The organism is Flavobacterium sp., from assembly GCF_043760115.1.
Taxonomy (GTDB): domain Bacteria; phylum Bacteroidota; class Bacteroidia; order Flavobacteriales; family Flavobacteriaceae; genus Flavobacterium.
Window position 1 is genome coordinate 1 of the sequence record NZ_JAYUPK010000107.1, and the last position, 17,982, is coordinate 17,982.

At 28.7% G+C, this 17,982-nt stretch carries 15 protein-coding genes and 1 tRNA gene; 10 read left to right on the top strand and 6 right to left on the bottom strand.

Going from position 1 to position 17,982, the window contains the following annotated elements:
* The first annotated feature begins 112 nt into the window (after positions 1-112).
* The 3 genes from ACH2BC_RS09150 (at position 113) to ACH2BC_RS09160 (ending at position 2,461) form a co-directional block, all read left to right on the top strand.
* On the top strand, positions 113-427 hold the full coding sequence (locus ACH2BC_RS09150; protein ID WP_395053693.1) for a hypothetical protein: 315 nt from the start codon (positions 113-115) through the stop codon (positions 425-427).
* Between the two features lie 274 nt (positions 428-701).
* Entirely contained in the window at positions 702-1,784 is a 1,083-nt protein-coding gene (dnaX, locus tag ACH2BC_RS09155; RefSeq protein WP_395053694.1) for a DNA polymerase III subunit gamma/tau, read from the top strand.
* 59 nt (positions 1,785-1,843) lie between these two features.
* Positions 1,844-2,461 (top strand): DNA polymerase III subunit gamma/tau, encoded by a 618-nt coding sequence (locus ACH2BC_RS09160; RefSeq protein ID WP_395053695.1) that lies wholly within the window; start codon positions 1,844-1,846, stop codon positions 2,459-2,461.
* 40 nt (positions 2,462-2,501) lie between these two features.
* Here ACH2BC_RS09160 and ACH2BC_RS09165 read toward each other — a convergent pair whose 3' ends face one another.
* From ACH2BC_RS09165 to ACH2BC_RS09180, 4 genes are all read right to left on the bottom strand, one after another.
* Positions 2,502-3,353 carry an N-acetylglucosamine kinase gene (locus tag ACH2BC_RS09165; protein ID WP_395053696.1) on the bottom strand — a complete coding sequence of 284 codons (852 nt, stop codon included), beginning with the start codon at positions 3,351-3,353 and terminating at the stop codon, positions 2,502-2,504.
* Positions 3,354-3,642: 289 nt separating this feature from the next.
* Complete coding sequence (gene gap, locus ACH2BC_RS09170) at positions 3,643-4,647, bottom strand: type I glyceraldehyde-3-phosphate dehydrogenase (protein WP_395053697.1); 1,005 nt, start codon at positions 4,645-4,647, stop codon at positions 3,643-3,645.
* Between the two features lie 60 nt (positions 4,648-4,707).
* Positions 4,708-5,694 carry a 6-phosphofructokinase gene (pfkA, locus tag ACH2BC_RS09175; RefSeq protein ID WP_395053698.1) on the bottom strand — a complete coding sequence of 329 codons (987 nt, stop codon included), beginning with the start codon at positions 5,692-5,694 and terminating at the stop codon, positions 4,708-4,710.
* A 161-nt stretch (positions 5,695-5,855) separates the two neighbouring features.
* On the bottom strand, positions 5,856-10,376 hold the full coding sequence (locus tag ACH2BC_RS09180) for a translocation/assembly module TamB domain-containing protein (protein WP_395053699.1): 4,521 nt from the start codon (positions 10,374-10,376) through the stop codon (positions 5,856-5,858).
* 114 nt (positions 10,377-10,490) lie between these two features.
* Between ACH2BC_RS09180 and tsaD the strand changes: the two genes are divergently transcribed.
* The 7 genes from tsaD to ACH2BC_RS09215 all read left to right on the top strand — a co-directional run bounded on the left by tsaD (position 10,491) and on the right by ACH2BC_RS09215 (position 16,997).
* The gene (gene tsaD / locus ACH2BC_RS09185) at positions 10,491-11,513 is read left to right on the top strand and encodes a tRNA (adenosine(37)-N6)-threonylcarbamoyltransferase complex transferase subunit TsaD (protein WP_395053700.1); all 1,023 of its coding nucleotides are present in this window, start codon (positions 10,491-10,493) and stop codon (positions 11,511-11,513) included.
* Between the two features lies 1 nt (position 11,514).
* Positions 11,515-12,219, top strand: coding sequence for a 16S rRNA (uracil(1498)-N(3))-methyltransferase (locus tag ACH2BC_RS09190; protein WP_395053701.1), 705 nt, complete (start codon positions 11,515-11,517; stop codon positions 12,217-12,219).
* Between the two features lie 3 nt (positions 12,220-12,222).
* The gene (locus tag ACH2BC_RS09195; protein WP_395053702.1) at positions 12,223-12,861 is read left to right on the top strand and encodes a DUF4159 domain-containing protein; all 639 of its coding nucleotides are present in this window, start codon (positions 12,223-12,225) and stop codon (positions 12,859-12,861) included.
* A gap of 116 nt (positions 12,862-12,977) precedes the next feature.
* Positions 12,978-13,934 carry a zinc metalloprotease gene (locus ACH2BC_RS09200; protein WP_395053703.1) on the top strand — a complete coding sequence of 319 codons (957 nt, stop codon included), beginning with the start codon at positions 12,978-12,980 and terminating at the stop codon, positions 13,932-13,934.
* A gap of 82 nt (positions 13,935-14,016) precedes the next feature.
* Positions 14,017-15,105 carry an AI-2E family transporter gene (locus ACH2BC_RS09205; RefSeq protein WP_395053704.1) on the top strand — a complete coding sequence of 363 codons (1,089 nt, stop codon included), beginning with the start codon at positions 14,017-14,019 and terminating at the stop codon, positions 15,103-15,105.
* A gap of 142 nt (positions 15,106-15,247) precedes the next feature.
* Positions 15,248-16,423, top strand: a complete 1,176-nt coding sequence (locus tag ACH2BC_RS09210; protein WP_395053707.1) for a class I SAM-dependent methyltransferase — start codon at positions 15,248-15,250, stop codon at positions 16,421-16,423.
* Between the two features lie 7 nt (positions 16,424-16,430).
* The gene (locus ACH2BC_RS09215; RefSeq protein WP_395053705.1) at positions 16,431-16,997 is read left to right on the top strand and encodes a hypothetical protein; all 567 of its coding nucleotides are present in this window, start codon (positions 16,431-16,433) and stop codon (positions 16,995-16,997) included.
* A gap of 4 nt (positions 16,998-17,001) precedes the next feature.
* Here the strand turns inward: ACH2BC_RS09215 and ddpX are convergent, their stop codons facing one another.
* Positions 17,002-17,655, bottom strand: coding sequence for a D-alanyl-D-alanine dipeptidase (gene ddpX / locus ACH2BC_RS09220; protein WP_395053706.1), 654 nt, complete (start codon positions 17,653-17,655; stop codon positions 17,002-17,004).
* Between the two features lie 154 nt (positions 17,656-17,809).
* Positions 17,810-17,883, bottom strand: a tRNA-Arg gene (locus ACH2BC_RS09225).
* Between the last annotated feature and the right edge of the window lie 99 nt (positions 17,884-17,982).

The window sequence follows — 17,982 nt, forward strand, 5'->3', positions numbered from 1 at the left end:
TTCAAAGAAACTATATTTCACAAGACAATTGAAAGAATGATGAAAGAAATGCCTATTTATCAAAATCAAATAATACAGAAGCTAAATATATAACTCAATTAAATTATACAAAATGGATCGTCAAATGTATCATTACGCAACAGTAACTAAAGCTCTTGAAGAACTTGGTGAAAAAGGTTTTACTGTAGATTTTAATATTCAAGAAAATAGAATTATTAACAGTCCAGACCAATTTGAAATTGTATATATATACAGATACGAAGGTGAAAGTGATCCTGGAGATGAAGCAACGGTATTTGGTATAAAATCTAGTACTGGCGAAAAAGGAGTTTTTGTTGCAGGATTGGCAGCTTTTACTGATAACAGCGCTGCAATGGTTTTGCATGAATTGAGTATTAAAGGTAGAGAAAAATTGGATTATTTGTAGATTTCGATATATTTTTAGATTATATTTTTACTACGAACTAGCCCAAATTGTAATGTAAAGCTTTTTATGAAAGCAGTTTAGTTTTTCTAATTTTTAAAAAGCGACCAACGGAAGCTCTTTTAAAAATTTATAGAAAAACAAACTGGTTTTATGAAAACTTGAAATGGAAAGTTGGAATAGCTTTAAGAAATAGAAAATTTTATTTTACTTGATATTGCAATTGATATTTGAAATTGATTTTTTTAAATCTATCTTTGTATTCCAATTTATTTTTATGGAACAATTTGTTGTCTCTGCTCGTAAATATCGTCCGCAAACGTTTAAAGATGTTGTGGGACAGCAAGCAATTACGAACACTTTGTTGAATGCCATAGAAACCAATCACTTGGCTTCTGCCCTATTATTTACTGGTCCAAGAGGTGTTGGAAAAACAACTTGCGCAAGAATTTTGGCCAGAAAAATTAACCAACCTGGTTATGATGATCCAAATGAGGATTTTGCATTTAATGTTTTTGAATTGGATGCTGCATCAAACAATTCGGTAGATGATATTCGTAGTTTGATAGATCAAGTTCGCATTCCGCCACAAACTGGTCAGTATAAAGTTTATATTATTGACGAGGTTCACATGTTGTCGTCGGCGGCTTTTAATGCTTTTTTAAAAACGCTTGAAGAACCACCAAAACATGCTATTTTTATTCTTGCAACTACGGAGAAACACAAAATTATTCCGACTATATTGTCTCGTTGTCAAATATTTGATTTTAAAAGAATTACAGTAAAAGATGCTAAGGAACATTTGGCAGAAGTTGCTGCAAGTCAAGGTGTAATTTGTGAAGATGATGCGTTGCATATTATTGCACAGAAAGCTGATGGTGCAATGCGTGATGCTTTATCAATTTTTGACAGAGTGGTTTCTTATTGTGGTAATAATCTTACTAGACAAGCAGTGACAGAAAATCTGAATGTGCTTGATTATGAAACCTATATCAAGATTACTGATTTGATTTTGGATAATAATATTCCAGAAGTTTTAGTTTCTTATAATGATATTTTGTCTAAAGGATTTGATGGACATCATTTTATTGCTGGTTTGGCAAGTCATTTTAGAGATTTATTGGTTTCTAAAAATCCTGCGACTTTGAGTTTGCTTGAAGCTGGAGAGCAAGCACAGAAATTATATGGTGAACAAGCTCAAAAATGCAATCAAGATTTTTTATTGAAAGGAATTGAAATTGCTAATGATTGTGATTTAAAGTTTAAAGCATCTCAAAATCAACGACTTCTTGTTGAACTTTCGCTAATGCAACTTTGCTCTATCAACTTTGATGGAGAAAAAAAAAAGGTGAGTTTATAATTGCACCTACTTATTTTAGAAGGAATGATTATTCTATTACAGAAGTTGGAAGTAAGAAGTTGGAAGATGGAAGTGTAAAAGAAGATTTGAAAATTAATGAAGATGTACAAAATACAAATTTGGAAGTTTTAAATAAGGAAATAATAAAAAGTGAAGTTGAAATTAAAGATGTTCCACAACTCATAACTCATAATCCACAACTAAATAACGATAATCCAGTTAAAGTTTCTGCTTTATCATTGGCTAGTATTCGTGCTAAAAAAGAATTATTAGAATCTCAAAAAGGTGTTGTAAAAGAAGAGGTTAAATTTCCGACAGAAGCTTTTACAGAAACTGAAATGCTAGATTTTTGGTTTAAATATGCGCAACGACTTACTGATAAAGGATTAATGATTATGGCTTCGTTATTGCGAATTAGTGATCCAAAATTAAATGGTTTTGCAATTACTTATGAATTGCCAAATGAAGGTTCTAAAATTGATTTTGAAAAAGAAAAAAACGAACTTCTTGGATATTTACGTGGTCATTTACACAATCATGATATTACAATTGATGTTGTAGTAAATGAAAAAGTAAAAAGTAAAGTTGCCTTTACTGCTCAAGATAAATACAACAGATTGAAAGAAATAAATCCTAATTTGGAATTGTTAAAGAAGATGTTTGATTTGGAAATTTAAAAAAAAATGATTTTAAATTTCTTTAAAATCATTTCTATTTTTATTTATTTATAACGTGATATGCAATTAATCCATCAATTGGTCTTCGAAGTACATTGCCTAGTTTTATTCCGTTTTTAGTTAATTCTTTTTCTAGTTCTTCTTTTAAATAAAAGGCAATTGAACCTATAAAATGTACTGGAACTTCTTTGTAATTGTCAAATTGCTTGATGTAATTTTCTATAAAATCTTCCATTTCTTGTTTTATGAATTTTTTACAAAAATCGGTGTCTTTATGTTTTATTAAAAACTTGGCAAATGTTGCTAAATAAGCATTAGGATTGTGTTCTTTGTATAAATTATGTTTAACATAATCTGGTTCTATGTTGTATTCTTCTTCAAATTCTTTGGCTAAATCTGCTGGCATTTGATTAAAATAATAACCACGAAGTAAATGACGACCAAAACGATTTCCTGAGCAATCATCCATAGCAATGTAACCAAGTGATTGCACTTTTTGATGTAAAACCGAACCATCGTAAAAACTACAATTAGAACCTGTGCCAAGAATGCAAACTATTGCTTTTTCTCCTTTGGGTGTAGTTGCATAAACTGCTGCATACGTATCTTCGTGTACAGAAACTATTGCTTTTTTAAAATATCCTTTAAAGACATCTGATAAGAAATTTTTCATTCGGTCTGTGCCACAACCTGCACCATAAAAATATAAATGTGATGCTTTTAGTTTGTTGTGCGAAATATCAAATTTTTCGTCTAGACGAGAAATAATTTCTTCTTTGTTTAATACTTCTGGATTTAATCCTAGAGTTTGTGTGGTAAAAAGTACTTTTCCGTTATCATCAATTGCTATCCAATCGGCTTTGGTAGAACCGCTATCTACAAGTAATTTCATAATTTTAGTGTGGTTTAGGAATTAAAGATTTGAGATTTAATTCTTAATTAGTATTTTGGTTAGTTAGTTTATTTTAATGCTATGCTTAGTTTTTTAGCCCTGATTGAAATGAAAATCCTTTTTTTAATTGCCTTGGGTTTAAACCCAAGGTAATTGAAAAAAGATTGTAATGTAAAGCAGGAAAATGGATTGAAGAAAATGCCTAAGCCATTCGCTTCTAAAAAAACCATTTAAAAAAATTAAAAATCCTGTCAACTATATAGATAACAGGATTTAAAATTAGTATTTTTTATTTTAATGAAGCAATATGAACCGATAAATCGATTAATTTACTAGAATATCCATACTCGTTATCGTACCAAGATACAATTTTGAAAAACGTTGAATTTAAACCAATTCCTGCTTTAGCATCGATAATTGATGTGCGAGTATCTGATACGAAATCTTGAGAAACCACTTGATCCTCGGTATATCCGATAATATTTTTGTAATCTGTTTCGGAAGCATTTTTTAATACTTTCATTATTTCATCATAGGTAGTTTCTTTGGCTACTTTTACAGTTAAATCTACCACAGAAACGTCTACAGTTGGTACACGGAAAGACATTCCTGTTAATTTTCCGTCTAATTCTGGTATTACTTTTCCAACCGCTTTTGCTGCACCAGTTGAAGATGGAATTATATTTACGCTTGCTGCACGACCACCACGCCAGTCTTTTCTTGATGGTCCATCGGCAGTCATTTGTGTTGAAGTTGTTGCATGAACTGTTGTCATAAGTGCTTCTACAATTCCGAAATTATCGTTGATAACTTTAGCTAAAGGCGCAAGACAATTGGTTGTGCAAGATGCATTAGAAACAATTGTATCGGCTGCGGTTGCTTTGGTATGATTTACACCCATTACAAACATTGGCGCATCTGCTGATGGCGCAGAAATTACTACTTTTTTAGCTCCACCTTTAATGTGTCCTTGTGCTGATTCTAATGTTGTGAAAATTCCAGTACAATCTGCAACTACTTCTGCTCCTACTTCATCCCATTTTAATGTTGCAGGATCACGCTCGGCAGTTATTCTAATATTTCTTCCGTTTACGTAAAGTTTTCCTTCTTTTACTTCAACTGTTCCATTAAAACGACCGTGAACTGAATCGTATTTTAATAAGTATGCCAAATGATCTACATCTAATAAATCGTTTATTGCTACAACTTCTACATTATCTCTGTTGAAAGATTCTCTAAACACGATTCTTCCTATTCTTCCAAATCCGTTGATTCCTAATTTTACTTTTGACATTTTGTTTTATTTTTTATTTTAATTTGGTTATAATTTGGGATACGTTGCAATGCAACGCATTTACGTTGACATTATTTCTGAAACGCGTAATAATTCTCTATCTATTTCTGATTTTCCTTTAATGGCTAATTCTAATGGTGTTAAAGCAACTTTATCGTTTAACATTCCTACCATATAATTGGTTTTTCCTTCTAATATTGATTCTACTGCTTTTACACCAAGTCGTGATGCTAAAACTCTGTCGTAACATGATGGCGAACCTCCACGTTGCATGTGACCAAGAACTGAAACACGAACATCATATTCTGGTAAATTTTCTTCGATGTAATCTTTGAGTTCAAAAACACTTTTACCAATTTTATCTCCTTCGGCAATTACAACAATACTTGATGATTTTCCTGATGCTTTACTTTTCTTTAAAGAATCTAACAGACGTTCTAATCCTAAATCTTCTTCTGGAATAAGAATTTCTTCTGCTCCAGCACCAATTCCAGCATTTAGTGCAATGTGTCCTGCGTCTCTTCCCATAACTTCTACTAAAAACAGTCGGTTATGCGAACTTGCAGTATCTCTAATTTTATCTATAACTTCTACAACTGTGTTCAATGCTGTGTCGTAACCTAGTGTGTGACTTGTTCCAAAAATATCATTATCAATTGTTCCTGGAATTCCCATTACTGGAAAACCATATTCCGTATTAAAAATTTCTGCACCGGTAAAACTTCCATCTCCACCAATAATTACAAGCGAATCTATTCCTGCTTTTACTAAATTATTGTATGCTTTTTCTCTTCCTTCTTTGGTTTTAAACTCTAATGAACGAGCTGATTTTAATATTGTTCCGCCTTTGTTTACAATATTGTTTACTGATCTTGGACCCATTTCTTTAAAATCGCCTTCAATCATTCCTTGATAACCTCTATAAATACCTACACAATCTACATTATGGTAAGCACAAGTTCTAACAACGGCACGAATAGCAGCATTCATTCCTGGCGAATCGCCACCAGAAGTAAGAACACCAATTTTTTTAATAGTTTTGGTCATTAATAATTTATGTTTGAAGTGTAAAATTAACAAAGATGAAATGATATTTAGCTACAATTTCGAGTATTTTGGTAGTATTAACAAATTGCAAACGTTTTCGTTGATAAGTTTCTAATTTATGAGCATTAATAGTAGCAAATCTATAATTATGAAATTCATAATTAATCTTCTATTGGAACTGCTTCTTTATTATTTTTCACTTCTTCTTTAGATTTTTCTTTAGATTTTTTTTCGTTTTCAATTTTTATATAATCCGGAAATAATGATGAATCGTCTTCATTTTTAGCTTTTGGTTTAACAACATCAATTTTATTTTTTTTAAAAATTTTATTAACTAATTCTCTAAAAGTACTAAAATCTACTTCATAAGAAACTCCAACTCCTTGAGTATATCCAACACCTTGTCCTAAATAATTGATTTCGTTTTCTTTATTAAATAATCTAAGATTTAAAGTTCCATCTTCGTTAACTCTGTATTGAATTTCTACATTTCCAACAATTGCAGATTCATTTACGCCACCAACTGGTACACCAACTTTTCCGTTAATTGTAATTCGCTCATTTATTTTAGAAGATACTGAAACTCCAAATCGTCCATCGGTTTCTGTACCTGGCGTTCTATCGGCTTGAACATAATCAACATTTACTTGCAATTTTCCATCTGCGTCTTGAAATAAATCTCCAAATAAAGAACTTGCTCTTTCAAATAAAATATTAGTTGGTTGTGATTGGCTTAAACCATCTTGACTTAAAAATCCACCAAAAGCTAGTAAATGTAAAGCTTGAGTTTGTCTGATATCTTTATCATTTAATTTAGTTTCTATTTCAGATTTTAAAATAGAACTTCCATCAGGAAAAAGAATATTAAATTCAGGTTCTGGATTTTTAATAGTTCCTTTAACTCCGATTACTACTTGCACAGGAATTTTATTATTAAAAGAAGAGTTAGCAACTAAAACAGCTGGATTTGCTGTTGTATTATAAATAGCTTCTAAATTTAAAACTGCTCTTAAAGGATCGCCTTCCCAAACTATAGAACTAAATTTTTTAACTGTAAATTTTTTATCTATTAATCCACCATATTTAAAATTATAAGTTCCTTCATAGACTTGATAATCGCCAAACATGGTAAACTTTCCGCCTGTATTAATTTCAAATAATAATTCTCCACGACCTTTTCCTTTCATTCCGTGACCTTCTCTGTCCAGAATTACTTCTATACTTGCATCTTGCGTTATGTCGAATTCGAAACGCATTTCTAAACCATTATAAGTTTTTCTAGGAACTGCATTTGGAAGATTTTTATTTAATTTTTCATTAGGAGTAACAAAGTGAATGTAATTATTATCGCTTACGGCTTGAGCGTCATTTATTGGAATTTTAATATCGGTTCCTTTTTCAGATTTTGCTTTTACATATATAAACAATCCATTTGTTGGACCTTTTATTGTTGCTTTTCCTTTTATAAATGCGGTTCCAAAATAAGCCGCATCTTCATAATCTTTAGTGTTTAATGCTAATAATCTGTCGGCATCAATTTCTAAATCTAATTCCCATTCACCAAATTGTTTGTGTTTTATAAATCCTTCAAGATTACCTTCTGTATTGAATTTAGAATCAGTAATTTGAGTTGGTTGAATTATAAATTTATTTTGGGTAACATCAATAATCGAATTTGGTTTTAAAACATAATCTACATTTAAATATGGAATGGTAAGTCCAACTCCATCGGCAAACAACCTACCATTATAATCAATATTATTTACATTGCCATCAATTCTTGCGTTTCCAGAAACAAATCCACGAATATTAGATAAAACTCCACCACCAAGATTACTTAAAACTCCGAGATTAAATTTTTGAAAATTTAAATTTATATCCAAAAGAGTTTGATCATTTACAATTTCTAAACCTCCAGTTGCCTTGAATGACTTGAAATTTTCATTTTCAATTTCTGAATTTAATGTAAATTTTCTAAAATTTTCATCACCTTCTATATCTAAAATTAAATTACCTAATTGGTTTTCATTTACAAACAAATCTTTAATTTGCAATGAAGCTGTTGGTTGATAAACAGCATTATTTTGTTTTAAAAATACAGTTCCATTTAAATTTCCATCAAATTTGAATTTCTTAAGGTTTGGTGTAATTTTATTTAATTCTACATTATTAAAGGTAAGTTCTAAATCTTTAGTATTCTTTCCATTTAAAAATCCTTTTAAATTTATAGATTGATTTTCGTGTGAAATTACGATGTCTTCAAAATTAAAATTTTTGAAATTTTTATCAAATACTACTTTGTTTTTATCATCTTCTTTTTCATTAATGTACCAAATAAAATCTTTAAACATCATTTCAGATTTATTAAATCCAACAATATTTTCATTGTCTTTATTAATAGTATGGTAAAGGTTTAAATTGTATACATCATTTCCTTTTTCGCCACCTTTAAATTCTGTTCTAAAAGATAAAGTATCTTTAGAAGTTACATTAATTAACGAAAAATCCCTAATTTTATATTGTTTGGTTTTTATACTATCTATTTGAATATAAGTATTATATAAAGGATTTTTGTTGTCAACTTCTACAAGTAAATTATCAAAAGTTGCATTAAATGCACTTATTTTTTTGGATGACAAATTCAATTTAAAATCATTATCATCGCTGTTAATGCTTCCTGAAATAGTTGTAGTTGAATCAATATTAATTGTTGGATAAAAAATCTCAATAACCTTATTAAATTCTGATAGATTAAACTTTATATATTGACCTTTTTTTACATTATCAGATTTGTAATTTGTGTAAAGACTTCCAAGTGAATTTTGAACCATTTTTTGAATTTGACTAAAATCATATTTACCAACAATTTTTGCATTAATTGCATTAGGAGAAATTATATTTATGGTACGTTCATTATTAGCATCGAATTGTGAACTAACTGTTACATTATCAAAAAAGTAAGTGTCTTTTTTATTCTGATAGGAAGCATTAGAAAATACAACTTCGCCTTTTAAATTATCAACAGAACTTCCTTTAACTTTCATATCTACATCGCCTTTAAAAACTGATATTTCATCGTTTAAAAAGTTTAAATTTTTAAGATTGGCATAATCTACTTTGGCTTTAAAATCGTAAATACTTTCTTTATTACTTAAATCAATTGTTCCGTTAAAATCTAAAAATAAATTAGGATCATTTATACTTACATTACCTGCAAAAATTGGTTTTTTAAAACTTCCATCAGCAATAATATTTTTGTAAGTGTAACCATTATATTTAACGCTTTCAATTTCTCCAGAAAATTTTGTGTCTAGATATTTTTCTGTAAATCCTTTTCCGTCTACATCTACATCAATAGTTACTTTTCCAATGTCTTTTCTGTTTAAAAAAGTACCAATATCAAAGTTATCTAATGCAATTCTACCATTATAAGATGCATTGTCTATGGTATTAATATTGGTCATTAATAGTTTAGATTTTACATTTCCTAAAACCGTATTCAAACTAAAATCTGCATCAATAAATGTTGTAGTAATTTCTGCATCGCCAACTAAATTAAATTTACCCAATTTTTTTAAAGAACTTGGTAATTTTTTTCCTAATACATTGGGTAAAAGTGAAGTAAGATTATCATAACTTGAAGAAATTTTATCAAAAGAACCTTTCATATAAAAATCGCCTTTTCCTTTCTTAGCCAATAAATTTTTTAAAATTACATCTCCAACAATATGTGAACCTTTAGAATCTAATAAATCTAATTTTTTTAATGTTAAGTTGTTTAAAGTTCCATCAATTTTTGCATTTAGGTTAAATACTTGATCTTTAGCAATGTCTTTATATAAATATCGAATATCATTAGTAGAAATCAATGCCGATTTAGTAGTAATATCTAAAACAACTTTATTATTAAAATCTGAAAAACTTTTAGCATCATATTTTAAAATTGCCGAACCTATAAATTTAGAATTCTCTGTTTCTAAATCTAATTCTTCCAATTTTATAGTTGTTTTTGTATAAGTAAATTTAGATTTTAAATTCTTAACGGTCAATCCTCTATGATCTTTAAACGACATTTCATCAATTGTAGCATTTATATCTGGACCATAAATTTTAAAATCTGATATTTCAGAATTTAATTTTGTAAAATCAACACTTTTAGAATTTAAACTGTTCTCGTCTGTAATTATTAAATGACTATTTCTAAGTTTAATTTTCTTTGAAGTCATTAAAAACTTAGTCTTAGATTTATTTTTTGTGTCAAAAACAGCAACAAATTTGTTTAAATTGTTATTCTTTTCATTTTTGTATGTTTTAATATTTAATAGCAATCCATCTACTCGCATTGTTCCAAAAAGTAAGTTTCCGTCAAGAAGTTTTTTAGAATCTAATACAGAAGTAGTAATTTTATTTGAAAAAATTAAAGTATCGTTGTGATGGTCTTTTATTAATACTTTTTTAAGCTTAACACTACCAAATACGGTAATTGCAACTTGTTCTACAGTAATATTAGTTTTATACTGTTTGTTTATTTTTTCGGTATAATATTGGGCAATTTTAGTTTGAACACTAGGTAAAGTTAAAGCTATTACAGTTACAAGTAATAGTAAAATGAGTACAATTAGTGTACGAAAAACTATTTTTCTAAAGGTTTTAAATCGAGTATTTGTTTTGCTTTCTTTCAAAATTAAATTTGGGCTTTGAACAAGAAACTTTTAGAAAATAGTTACTTTTGTATTCGATGTAAAAATAATCGTTTTATGGCGGTTTGTCAAATATAATTCAAAAATTGTGCCTTTATGCAATCTAATGACGTTTTTATTTTAGCAATTGAAAGTTCTTGCGATGATACTGCAGCGGCAGTTTTAAAAAATAATGTAGTTTTATCTAATGTTGTTGCTGGACAAAAAATTCACGAACAATATGGTGGCGTTGTACCAGAACTAGCTTCGAGAGCGCATCAACAAAATATTGTTCCAGTAATAGAAGTAGCTTTAAAAAATGCTGGTATAACTAAAAATCAGTTGTCAGCAATAGCATTTACTCAAGGTCCAGGATTAATGGGTTCGTTACTTGTTGGTTCTTCATTTGCTAAATCTATGGCAATGGCTTTACAAATTCCATTAATTGCTGTAAACCATATGCATGCTCATATTTTGGCACATTTTATAGATGAAGAAGGATTTGACAAACCAGAATTTCCATTTTTAGCATTAACAATTTCTGGTGGTCATACACAAATTGTAATGGTAAAAAGTTTTTTTGATATGGAAATTATTGGAGAAACTACAGATGATGCTGTTGGAGAAGCTTTTGATAAAAGTGCAAAAATAATGGGTTTGCCTTATCCTGGTGGACCATTAGTAGATAAATTTGCCAAAGAAGGAAACCCAAAAGCATATCAATTTACAAAACCAAAAGTTCCTGGATTGAATTTTAGTTTTTCGGGTTTAAAAACACAAATTCTTTATTTTATTCAGAAAAATGTTGCTGTAAATTCAAATTTTATTGATGAAAATAAAAACGATATTTGCGCTTCAATTCAATATACAATTATAGAAATATTGATGGAGAAGTTAAAAATGGCTGTTGCCGAAACTGGAATTACTCAAATTGCAATTGGTGGAGGTGTTTCTGCAAATTCTGGAATTAGACAAACTTTAAAAGAATCTGAATCTAAATTGGGTTGGAAAACATTCATCCCAAAATTTGAATATACAACAGATAATGCTGCAATGATTGGAATTGTAGGTTATCAAAAATATTTACATAATAAGTTTGAAAATGCTGCTGTAGTATCTAAAGCTAGAATTGAATTTTAATATGCAATTATTCTATAATCCTACCATTTCATATACCAATACCTCGTTTGTTTTTGACAAAGAAGAAAGCAAACACATAATTAAAGTATTACGTAAAAAAGAAAGCGATATTCTATTTGTAACCAATGGTTTAGGTTTTTTATTTAAGACAGAAATTAAATTGGCATCCGATAGTAAATGTACTGTAAATATTATATCATTTGAAGAACAAATAAAGCCAAAATATTATTTACATTTGGCAGTTGCTCCAACCAAAATGAATGAACGTTACGAATGGTTTTTAGAAAAAGCAACAGAAATTGGTATTCAAGAAATTACGCCAATAATTTGCGAACATTCTGAAAGAAAAATTATAAAAATTGATAGATTTCAAAAAATAATAGAATCAGCAATGAAGCAATCGTTGCATTATTTTATGCCTAAATTAAATGAACCTATTTTATATAAAGATTTTATTCTTAAAAATTTAGAAGGACAAAAATTCATTGCACATTGCGAAGAAACAGATAAAAAATCTTTAAAATCTGAATTGAAATCTAAAGAAAATATAACCTTATTAATTGGACCTGAAGGAGATTTTTCTGTAAAAGAAATTGATCAAGCTTTGCAGAATAATTTTATTGCAGTATCTTTGGGAAACACAAGATTAAGAACAGAAACTGCTGCAATTGTTGCTTGTCACAGTGTAGTTTATGCAAACGAATAATATATGAAAAAAATACTTTTTGCCTTTCTATTGATTTCAACAATAGGATTTTCTCAAGAAATTGCACTTTTAAAATATAATGGTGGTGGCGATTGGTATGCCAATCCTACTTCATTACCAAATCTTATAAAGTATAGTAATCAAACAATTAAAACTACCATAAAATCTAAACCTGCAACGGTTGAACCAAGTAGTCCAGATTTATTTTCCTATCCTTTTATTCACATGACAGGTCACGGAAATGTAGTTTTTAGCGATTCTGATGTAGAGAATTTAAGAAACTATTTACTTTCTGGCGGATTTCTTCATATTGATGACAATTATGGATTGAATGAATTTGTTCAAAAAGAAATTAAAAAAATATTTCCTAATAATAATCTTGTAGAAATTCCTGCCAATCATCCTATTTTTCAGACGCCAAATAATTTTCCTGGTGGATTACCTAAAATTCATGAACATGATGGAAAAAGACCACAAGCTTTTGGTGTTTTTGAAAACAATAGATTAATTCTACTTTATACTTATGAGTGCGATTTAGGTGATGGTTGGGAAGATCCAGAGGTTAATAACGACCCAAAAGAAGTAAGAGAAAAAGCATTAAAAATGGGCACCAATATTTTGAATTATATATTTAATAATTAAAATTTTTAAATCAAAATGTAATTCATCGATTATTTAAAAAATTCTTAGTGAATAATTTTTTTATTCAAAGTTAATAGTATAAAATTGCTAAATAATTAACCTATTAACCATTTTTTATGAAAAAATTAATTTTATCAGTATCATTACTAGCGATGCTGTTTTCTTGTCAGAAAGAAGATTCTGCAACATCAACTTCTATTGAAAATGCGTCAAGAAAAGTTTGTGCTTCTCAAGATGTTTTAGATGCACAATTACAAGCTAATCCAGAGTTGGCATTAGAAATGAACAAAATTGAAGCATTTACAGAAAGTTTTATTAAAAGTGGCGATTTTAATCGTTTAGTTAACGGAAAAATTGAAATTCCTGTAGTAGTAAATGTTTTGTATAGAACAGCTGCAGAAAATATTTCCTTGACACAAATTCAATCTCAAATTGACATTTTAAATAAAGATTTTAATGCTTTAAATACAGATTATAATCAAGTTCCAGCTTTGTTTTCTGGTGTAAAAGCCAATGTTGGAATTACATTTGTACTAGATCAAGTTATTAGAAAATCTACAACCAAAACTTCTTGGGGAACGGCAGATGCAATGAAAAAAACAAATCGTGGTGGATTAGCACCAGTTTCTCCAACAACTAAATTAAATTTTTGGGTTTGCACAATTGGAGGCGGAATTCTTGGTTATGCACAATTTCCTGGTGGAGCATCAGCAACAGATGGTGTAGTTTGCGATTCTAGATATGTTGGAAACACTGGTTCGGCAGTTGCTCCATTTAATTTAGGTAGAACTGCAACTCACGAAGTTGGTCACTGGATGAATTTACGTCACATTTGGGGCGACGCAACTTGTGGTAGCGATTTAGTTGCAGATACACCAACTCATAGCACCTCTAATTTTGGAATTCCTGCCTATCCTAAATACAGTACTTGCGCTGGAACTCCAGTAGAAATGACTATGAATTATATGGATTATACTGACGATGCAGGAATGTATATGTTCTCTACAGGTCAAAAAGCTAGAATGGATGCAATTTTTGCAGTTGGAGGTTCAAGAGCTTCTTTTAGAAACTAAAAAAAATTAAAATTTTAAATATTTTAAACTCGTTCGCAATTGTGAACGAGTTTTTTTTATCTTTATAATCTAAATAAAATTTATGACTTCTAAAATTATTGCTAACGGAATTCTAAGAGCAATTGGAACTCTTGCTTTATTATGTATATCATTATACTTTGTTTATTCGATTCAAACAATCATAGTATATGTAATAATTTCAATTATACTTTCGTTAATTGCCAATCCAGTTGTAGAATTTTTAAGAAGACGCTTTAAGTTTTCTAACACACTTGCTGTTATTACAACTTTAGTTTTATTTTTATTGTTATTATTTGGTTTAGTAATGCTTTTTGTACCATTAATTATCTCTCAAAGTAATAATTTATCGCTGCTAGATACCAATTCTATTCAAACAAGAATTGTTCAACTTTACTCACAACTATCACATTATCTGGAAAAAAGAAATTTAGATTTCGAAAAAATAATAAATAGAACTGATATTACATCTAAATTAAATTTCACCTTTCTAACCAACTTTTTCAACTCAGTTTTAGGAACATTAAGTAGCTTTGGTATTGGTCTTGCCACCACTCTATTCATCACATTTTTTTTCTTAAAAGACAAAGTGCAATTTATTGTTGGTGTAAAAAAAATACTACCTAATAATAATGAAGAACAAATATTAAATTCATTAGACAAAACTAAACACATGCTTACGCGCTATTTTGTTGGTTTAATAATTCAACTCACAATTATCTGTGTTTTATACCTAATTGTATTGCTAATTTTTGGAGTAGAAAATGCCTTTGTAATTGCCTTTCTGTGTTCCATTTTAAATATAATTCCTTACATTGGACCATTAATTGGATCTATTCTTGCTGGTATTTTAACTATGTTATCCAATATAAATAACGATTTTCAAACTGTAACATTACCAACAACACTCTATGTAACGCTTGGTTTTTTCATTGTTCAATTAATAGACAACAACATATCATCGCCAATAATATTTTCTAAAAGTGTCAATTCGCATCCGTTAGAAATTTTCTTGGTAATACTAATCATAGGAACACTTTTTGGCATCACAGGAATGATAATTGCCATACCACTTTATACAATAATAAAAATAATTGCCAAAGAATTTTTTCCAGAATATAAAGTAATAAAAGTTCTAACCAAAAATCTTTAAATTTCTAGGAACGAATCACTAGGCATTTTAGCAATCCATATTCCTGCTATCCGTTTCAATACCACAAGAAAAATGTGGTATTTTCTCTTCTATCAGGGTTAAATAATTTACTTTTGGCTTCTCTACAATCTTTTACAAAATGATAATTTCGCAAATTCTACAACCTGAAATTCAAGAATTTATAAACAAAAATCTAGATAAATCAATTGCTACAATTGCATTACAAAAAAATCCTTTTCCACATATCGATTTTAAAATTATTCTAAACCAAATAGAAGCTAAGTCTAAAGCCAAACTTAAACTTTCAACTTGGTACAATTGTCCTAATATAGTTTATCCAAGTAAAATATCAATAGAACAAACCTCTTCTCAAATTACTGCAAGCTATAAATCTACATTAGTTCAAGCAAAATCTTTAATAGATTTAACTGGCGGATTTGGAGTAGATGATTACTATTTTTCTAAAACAATAAATAAAATAACACATTGCGAAATTAATTCTCATTTATCACAACTAGTTGTACATAATTTTAACCAACTAAAAGTTTCTAATATCAATTGCATACAAGGTGACAGCAGTGTAATTCTAGAAAATTTAAACCAACAATTTGACATTATTTACATAGATCCATCAAGAAGAAACGATGCCAAAGGAAAAGTTTTTATGCTAAAAGATTGTTTGCCAAACGTTCCAAAATTACAAGATTTTTATTTTAAATATTCTAATAAAATTTTAATAAAAACTGCACCAATACTAGATATTTCTGCTGGATTACTAGAACTTCAAAATGTAAAAACAATTCATATTGTAGCAGTTGAAAACGAAGTTAAAGAATTGCTTTGGGAAATAGAAAAAAACTACAATGCATCAATAGAAATAAAAACCATAAATTTCAATAAAGAAAAACCAGAAATTTTTAATTTTAAATTAAATTCCGATTCAATTTCTAGTTACAGTTTACCAAAAAAGTATTTGTATGAACCCAACAGCGCAATAATGAAATCTGGTGGTTTCAATGAAATTGGAAATCATTTTTCTTTAGAAAAACTCCATCAACATTCACACCTATACACATCTGATGAAAAAATAGAATTTCCTGGCAGAATTTTTGAAATACAAAACATCATAGAATATTCTAAAAACAATATGAAAGAGTTTCTAGAAAACAGTAAATCCAACATAACAACACGTAATTTTCCAGAAACTGTAGAAAACATTCGAAAAAAATGGAAAATAAAAGATGGAGGAAATCTATATTGTTTTTTTACAACTAATAAAAATGATACCAAAATAGTGTTAATTTGCACCAAAATTTAAAACCATAATGAAACCAATTTTACTTAGCTTATTTTTATTTATTTCTACACTATCAATTGCCCAGACAAATTGCGATTACAGCAGTAATGTTACTGACAGTATTGGAACTTATAAATCTACCAAAGATTATATTGTTAGCGAAAAAATATTTGGAGGACATTCTAATTATATATTTTTCTCGTTAGTAAAAACAGACGATTTACCATCATTAAACGTTCAATTCATTACTAAAAGTATGGATTTTATTAAGGCAAATTGTTTTGATAAAAATTCTAAAATTTACTTTCAGTTAAATAATGGAAAAATAATTACAATGTTTCACATTGATAGTGAAAGTTGTGGAACAATAATAAGAGACGACAAAAGCTTCAATAACAGAATTTTAACTGGTTATTTTCTTTTTATCAAAGATTCATTTGAAGATTTAAAAAGTTCACCTATTTCTTTTATGAGAATAAAATATGCTACAGAAACTATAGATTATAATTTTAAATCTGAAATTGTATCAGAAATGGATAGTAAAACTTACAATCCTGAAAATTATTTTATTAATTATATAAAATGTGTTGAGTAATTTTCTACTCACATTCCCATTTAAAATTAGCTATTGCATCTTTTTGACTGTCAACTAAATTATAATGCCACCATTCTGATTCAAAAGATTTAAAATTATTTTTAAGCATTATTTCTTTTAAAAAAGCTCTATTTCTTTTTACTTCGTTTGATACTTTTTCATAGTTATGACTTGCTTCTGGACCAAAAAAGTCAAATGCTGTTCCCATATCAAGTTCATTTCCATTTGTATCAATTAAAGTAATATCAACTGCGCCACCACGATTGTGAATAGAACCTTTTTTAGGATCGGCAACATAATTAGCATCTGGAACTAATTGCCACATCTTTTTTTGAACATCAAGTGGTCTATAACAGTCAAATATTTTTATAGAATATCCTTTTAATTTAAATTCGTTATTGGCAGCAATTAAACTTTTTACCGTTTTAAATCTTAAGTAACAAGAGGCACAATCATAAACTTTAGTTTTTAAAAAATTATCTGCTGTCGCATATTTCATATCTAAAACAAAATTGCCATTAAAATCTTTAATGTTTACAAATGTGCTATCATCAACTCTTTCAATATCACTTGTGTTTATTATTTTAATATCAGTTTCAGTTGTAAGTTCAGTTTTTTGAGCAACACTATTTATTGCAGGTTTACAAGAAAAAAACATCAAAGAGATAAAATTTAAAATATATATTTTTAAAATATTCATTTGGTAGTAAAATTAATTTATAAAAGGAACTAATTATTATTGTAAATATATAAAAACTAGTTTCACAAAACTATAAAAACAAAAAATCCGTTGTAAAACAACGGATTTTTTGTGATCCCAGAAGGATTCGAACCTTCGACCTACGCATTAGAAGTGCGTTGCTCTATCCAGCTGAGCTATGGAACCAAATAAAAAAAATTATAATTTTTATTAAAATTACAATTAAAGTCGGGGTGGCAGGATTCGAACCTGCGACCTCCTGCTCCCAAAGCAGGCGCGATAACC

Excerpts from the sequence above, each read along its gene's own strand:
- pfkA (WP_395053698.1), bottom strand. The coding sequence starts at position 5,694 with ATGACCAAAACTATTAAAAAAATTGGTGTTCTTACTTCTGGTGGCGAT.
- ACH2BC_RS09150 (WP_395053693.1), top strand. The coding sequence starts at position 113 with ATGGATCGTCAAATGTATCATTACGCAACAGTAACTAAAGCTCTTGAA.
- ACH2BC_RS09200 (WP_395053703.1), top strand. The coding sequence starts at position 12,978 with ATGAAAAAATTAATTTTATCAGTATCATTACTAGCGATGCTGTTTTCT.
- ACH2BC_RS09205 (WP_395053704.1), top strand. The coding sequence starts at position 14,017 with ATGACTTCTAAAATTATTGCTAACGGAATTCTAAGAGCAATTGGAACT.
- ACH2BC_RS09215 (WP_395053705.1), top strand. The coding sequence starts at position 16,431 with ATGAAACCAATTTTACTTAGCTTATTTTTATTTATTTCTACACTATCA.
- ACH2BC_RS09190 (WP_395053701.1), top strand. The coding sequence starts at position 11,515 with ATGCAATTATTCTATAATCCTACCATTTCATATACCAATACCTCGTTT.
- tsaD (WP_395053700.1), top strand. The coding sequence starts at position 10,491 with ATGCAATCTAATGACGTTTTTATTTTAGCAATTGAAAGTTCTTGCGAT.
- dnaX (WP_395053694.1), top strand. The coding sequence starts at position 702 with ATGGAACAATTTGTTGTCTCTGCTCGTAAATATCGTCCGCAAACGTTT.
- gap (WP_395053697.1), bottom strand. The coding sequence starts at position 4,647 with ATGTCAAAAGTAAAATTAGGAATCAACGGATTTGGAAGAATAGGAAGA.
- ACH2BC_RS09165 (WP_395053696.1), bottom strand. The coding sequence starts at position 3,353 with ATGAAATTACTTGTAGATAGCGGTTCTACCAAAGCCGATTGGATAGCA.
- ACH2BC_RS09195 (WP_395053702.1), top strand. The coding sequence starts at position 12,223 with ATGAAAAAAATACTTTTTGCCTTTCTATTGATTTCAACAATAGGATTT.
- ddpX (WP_395053706.1), bottom strand. The coding sequence starts at position 17,655 with ATGTTTTTTTCTTGTAAACCTGCAATAAATAGTGTTGCTCAAAAAACT.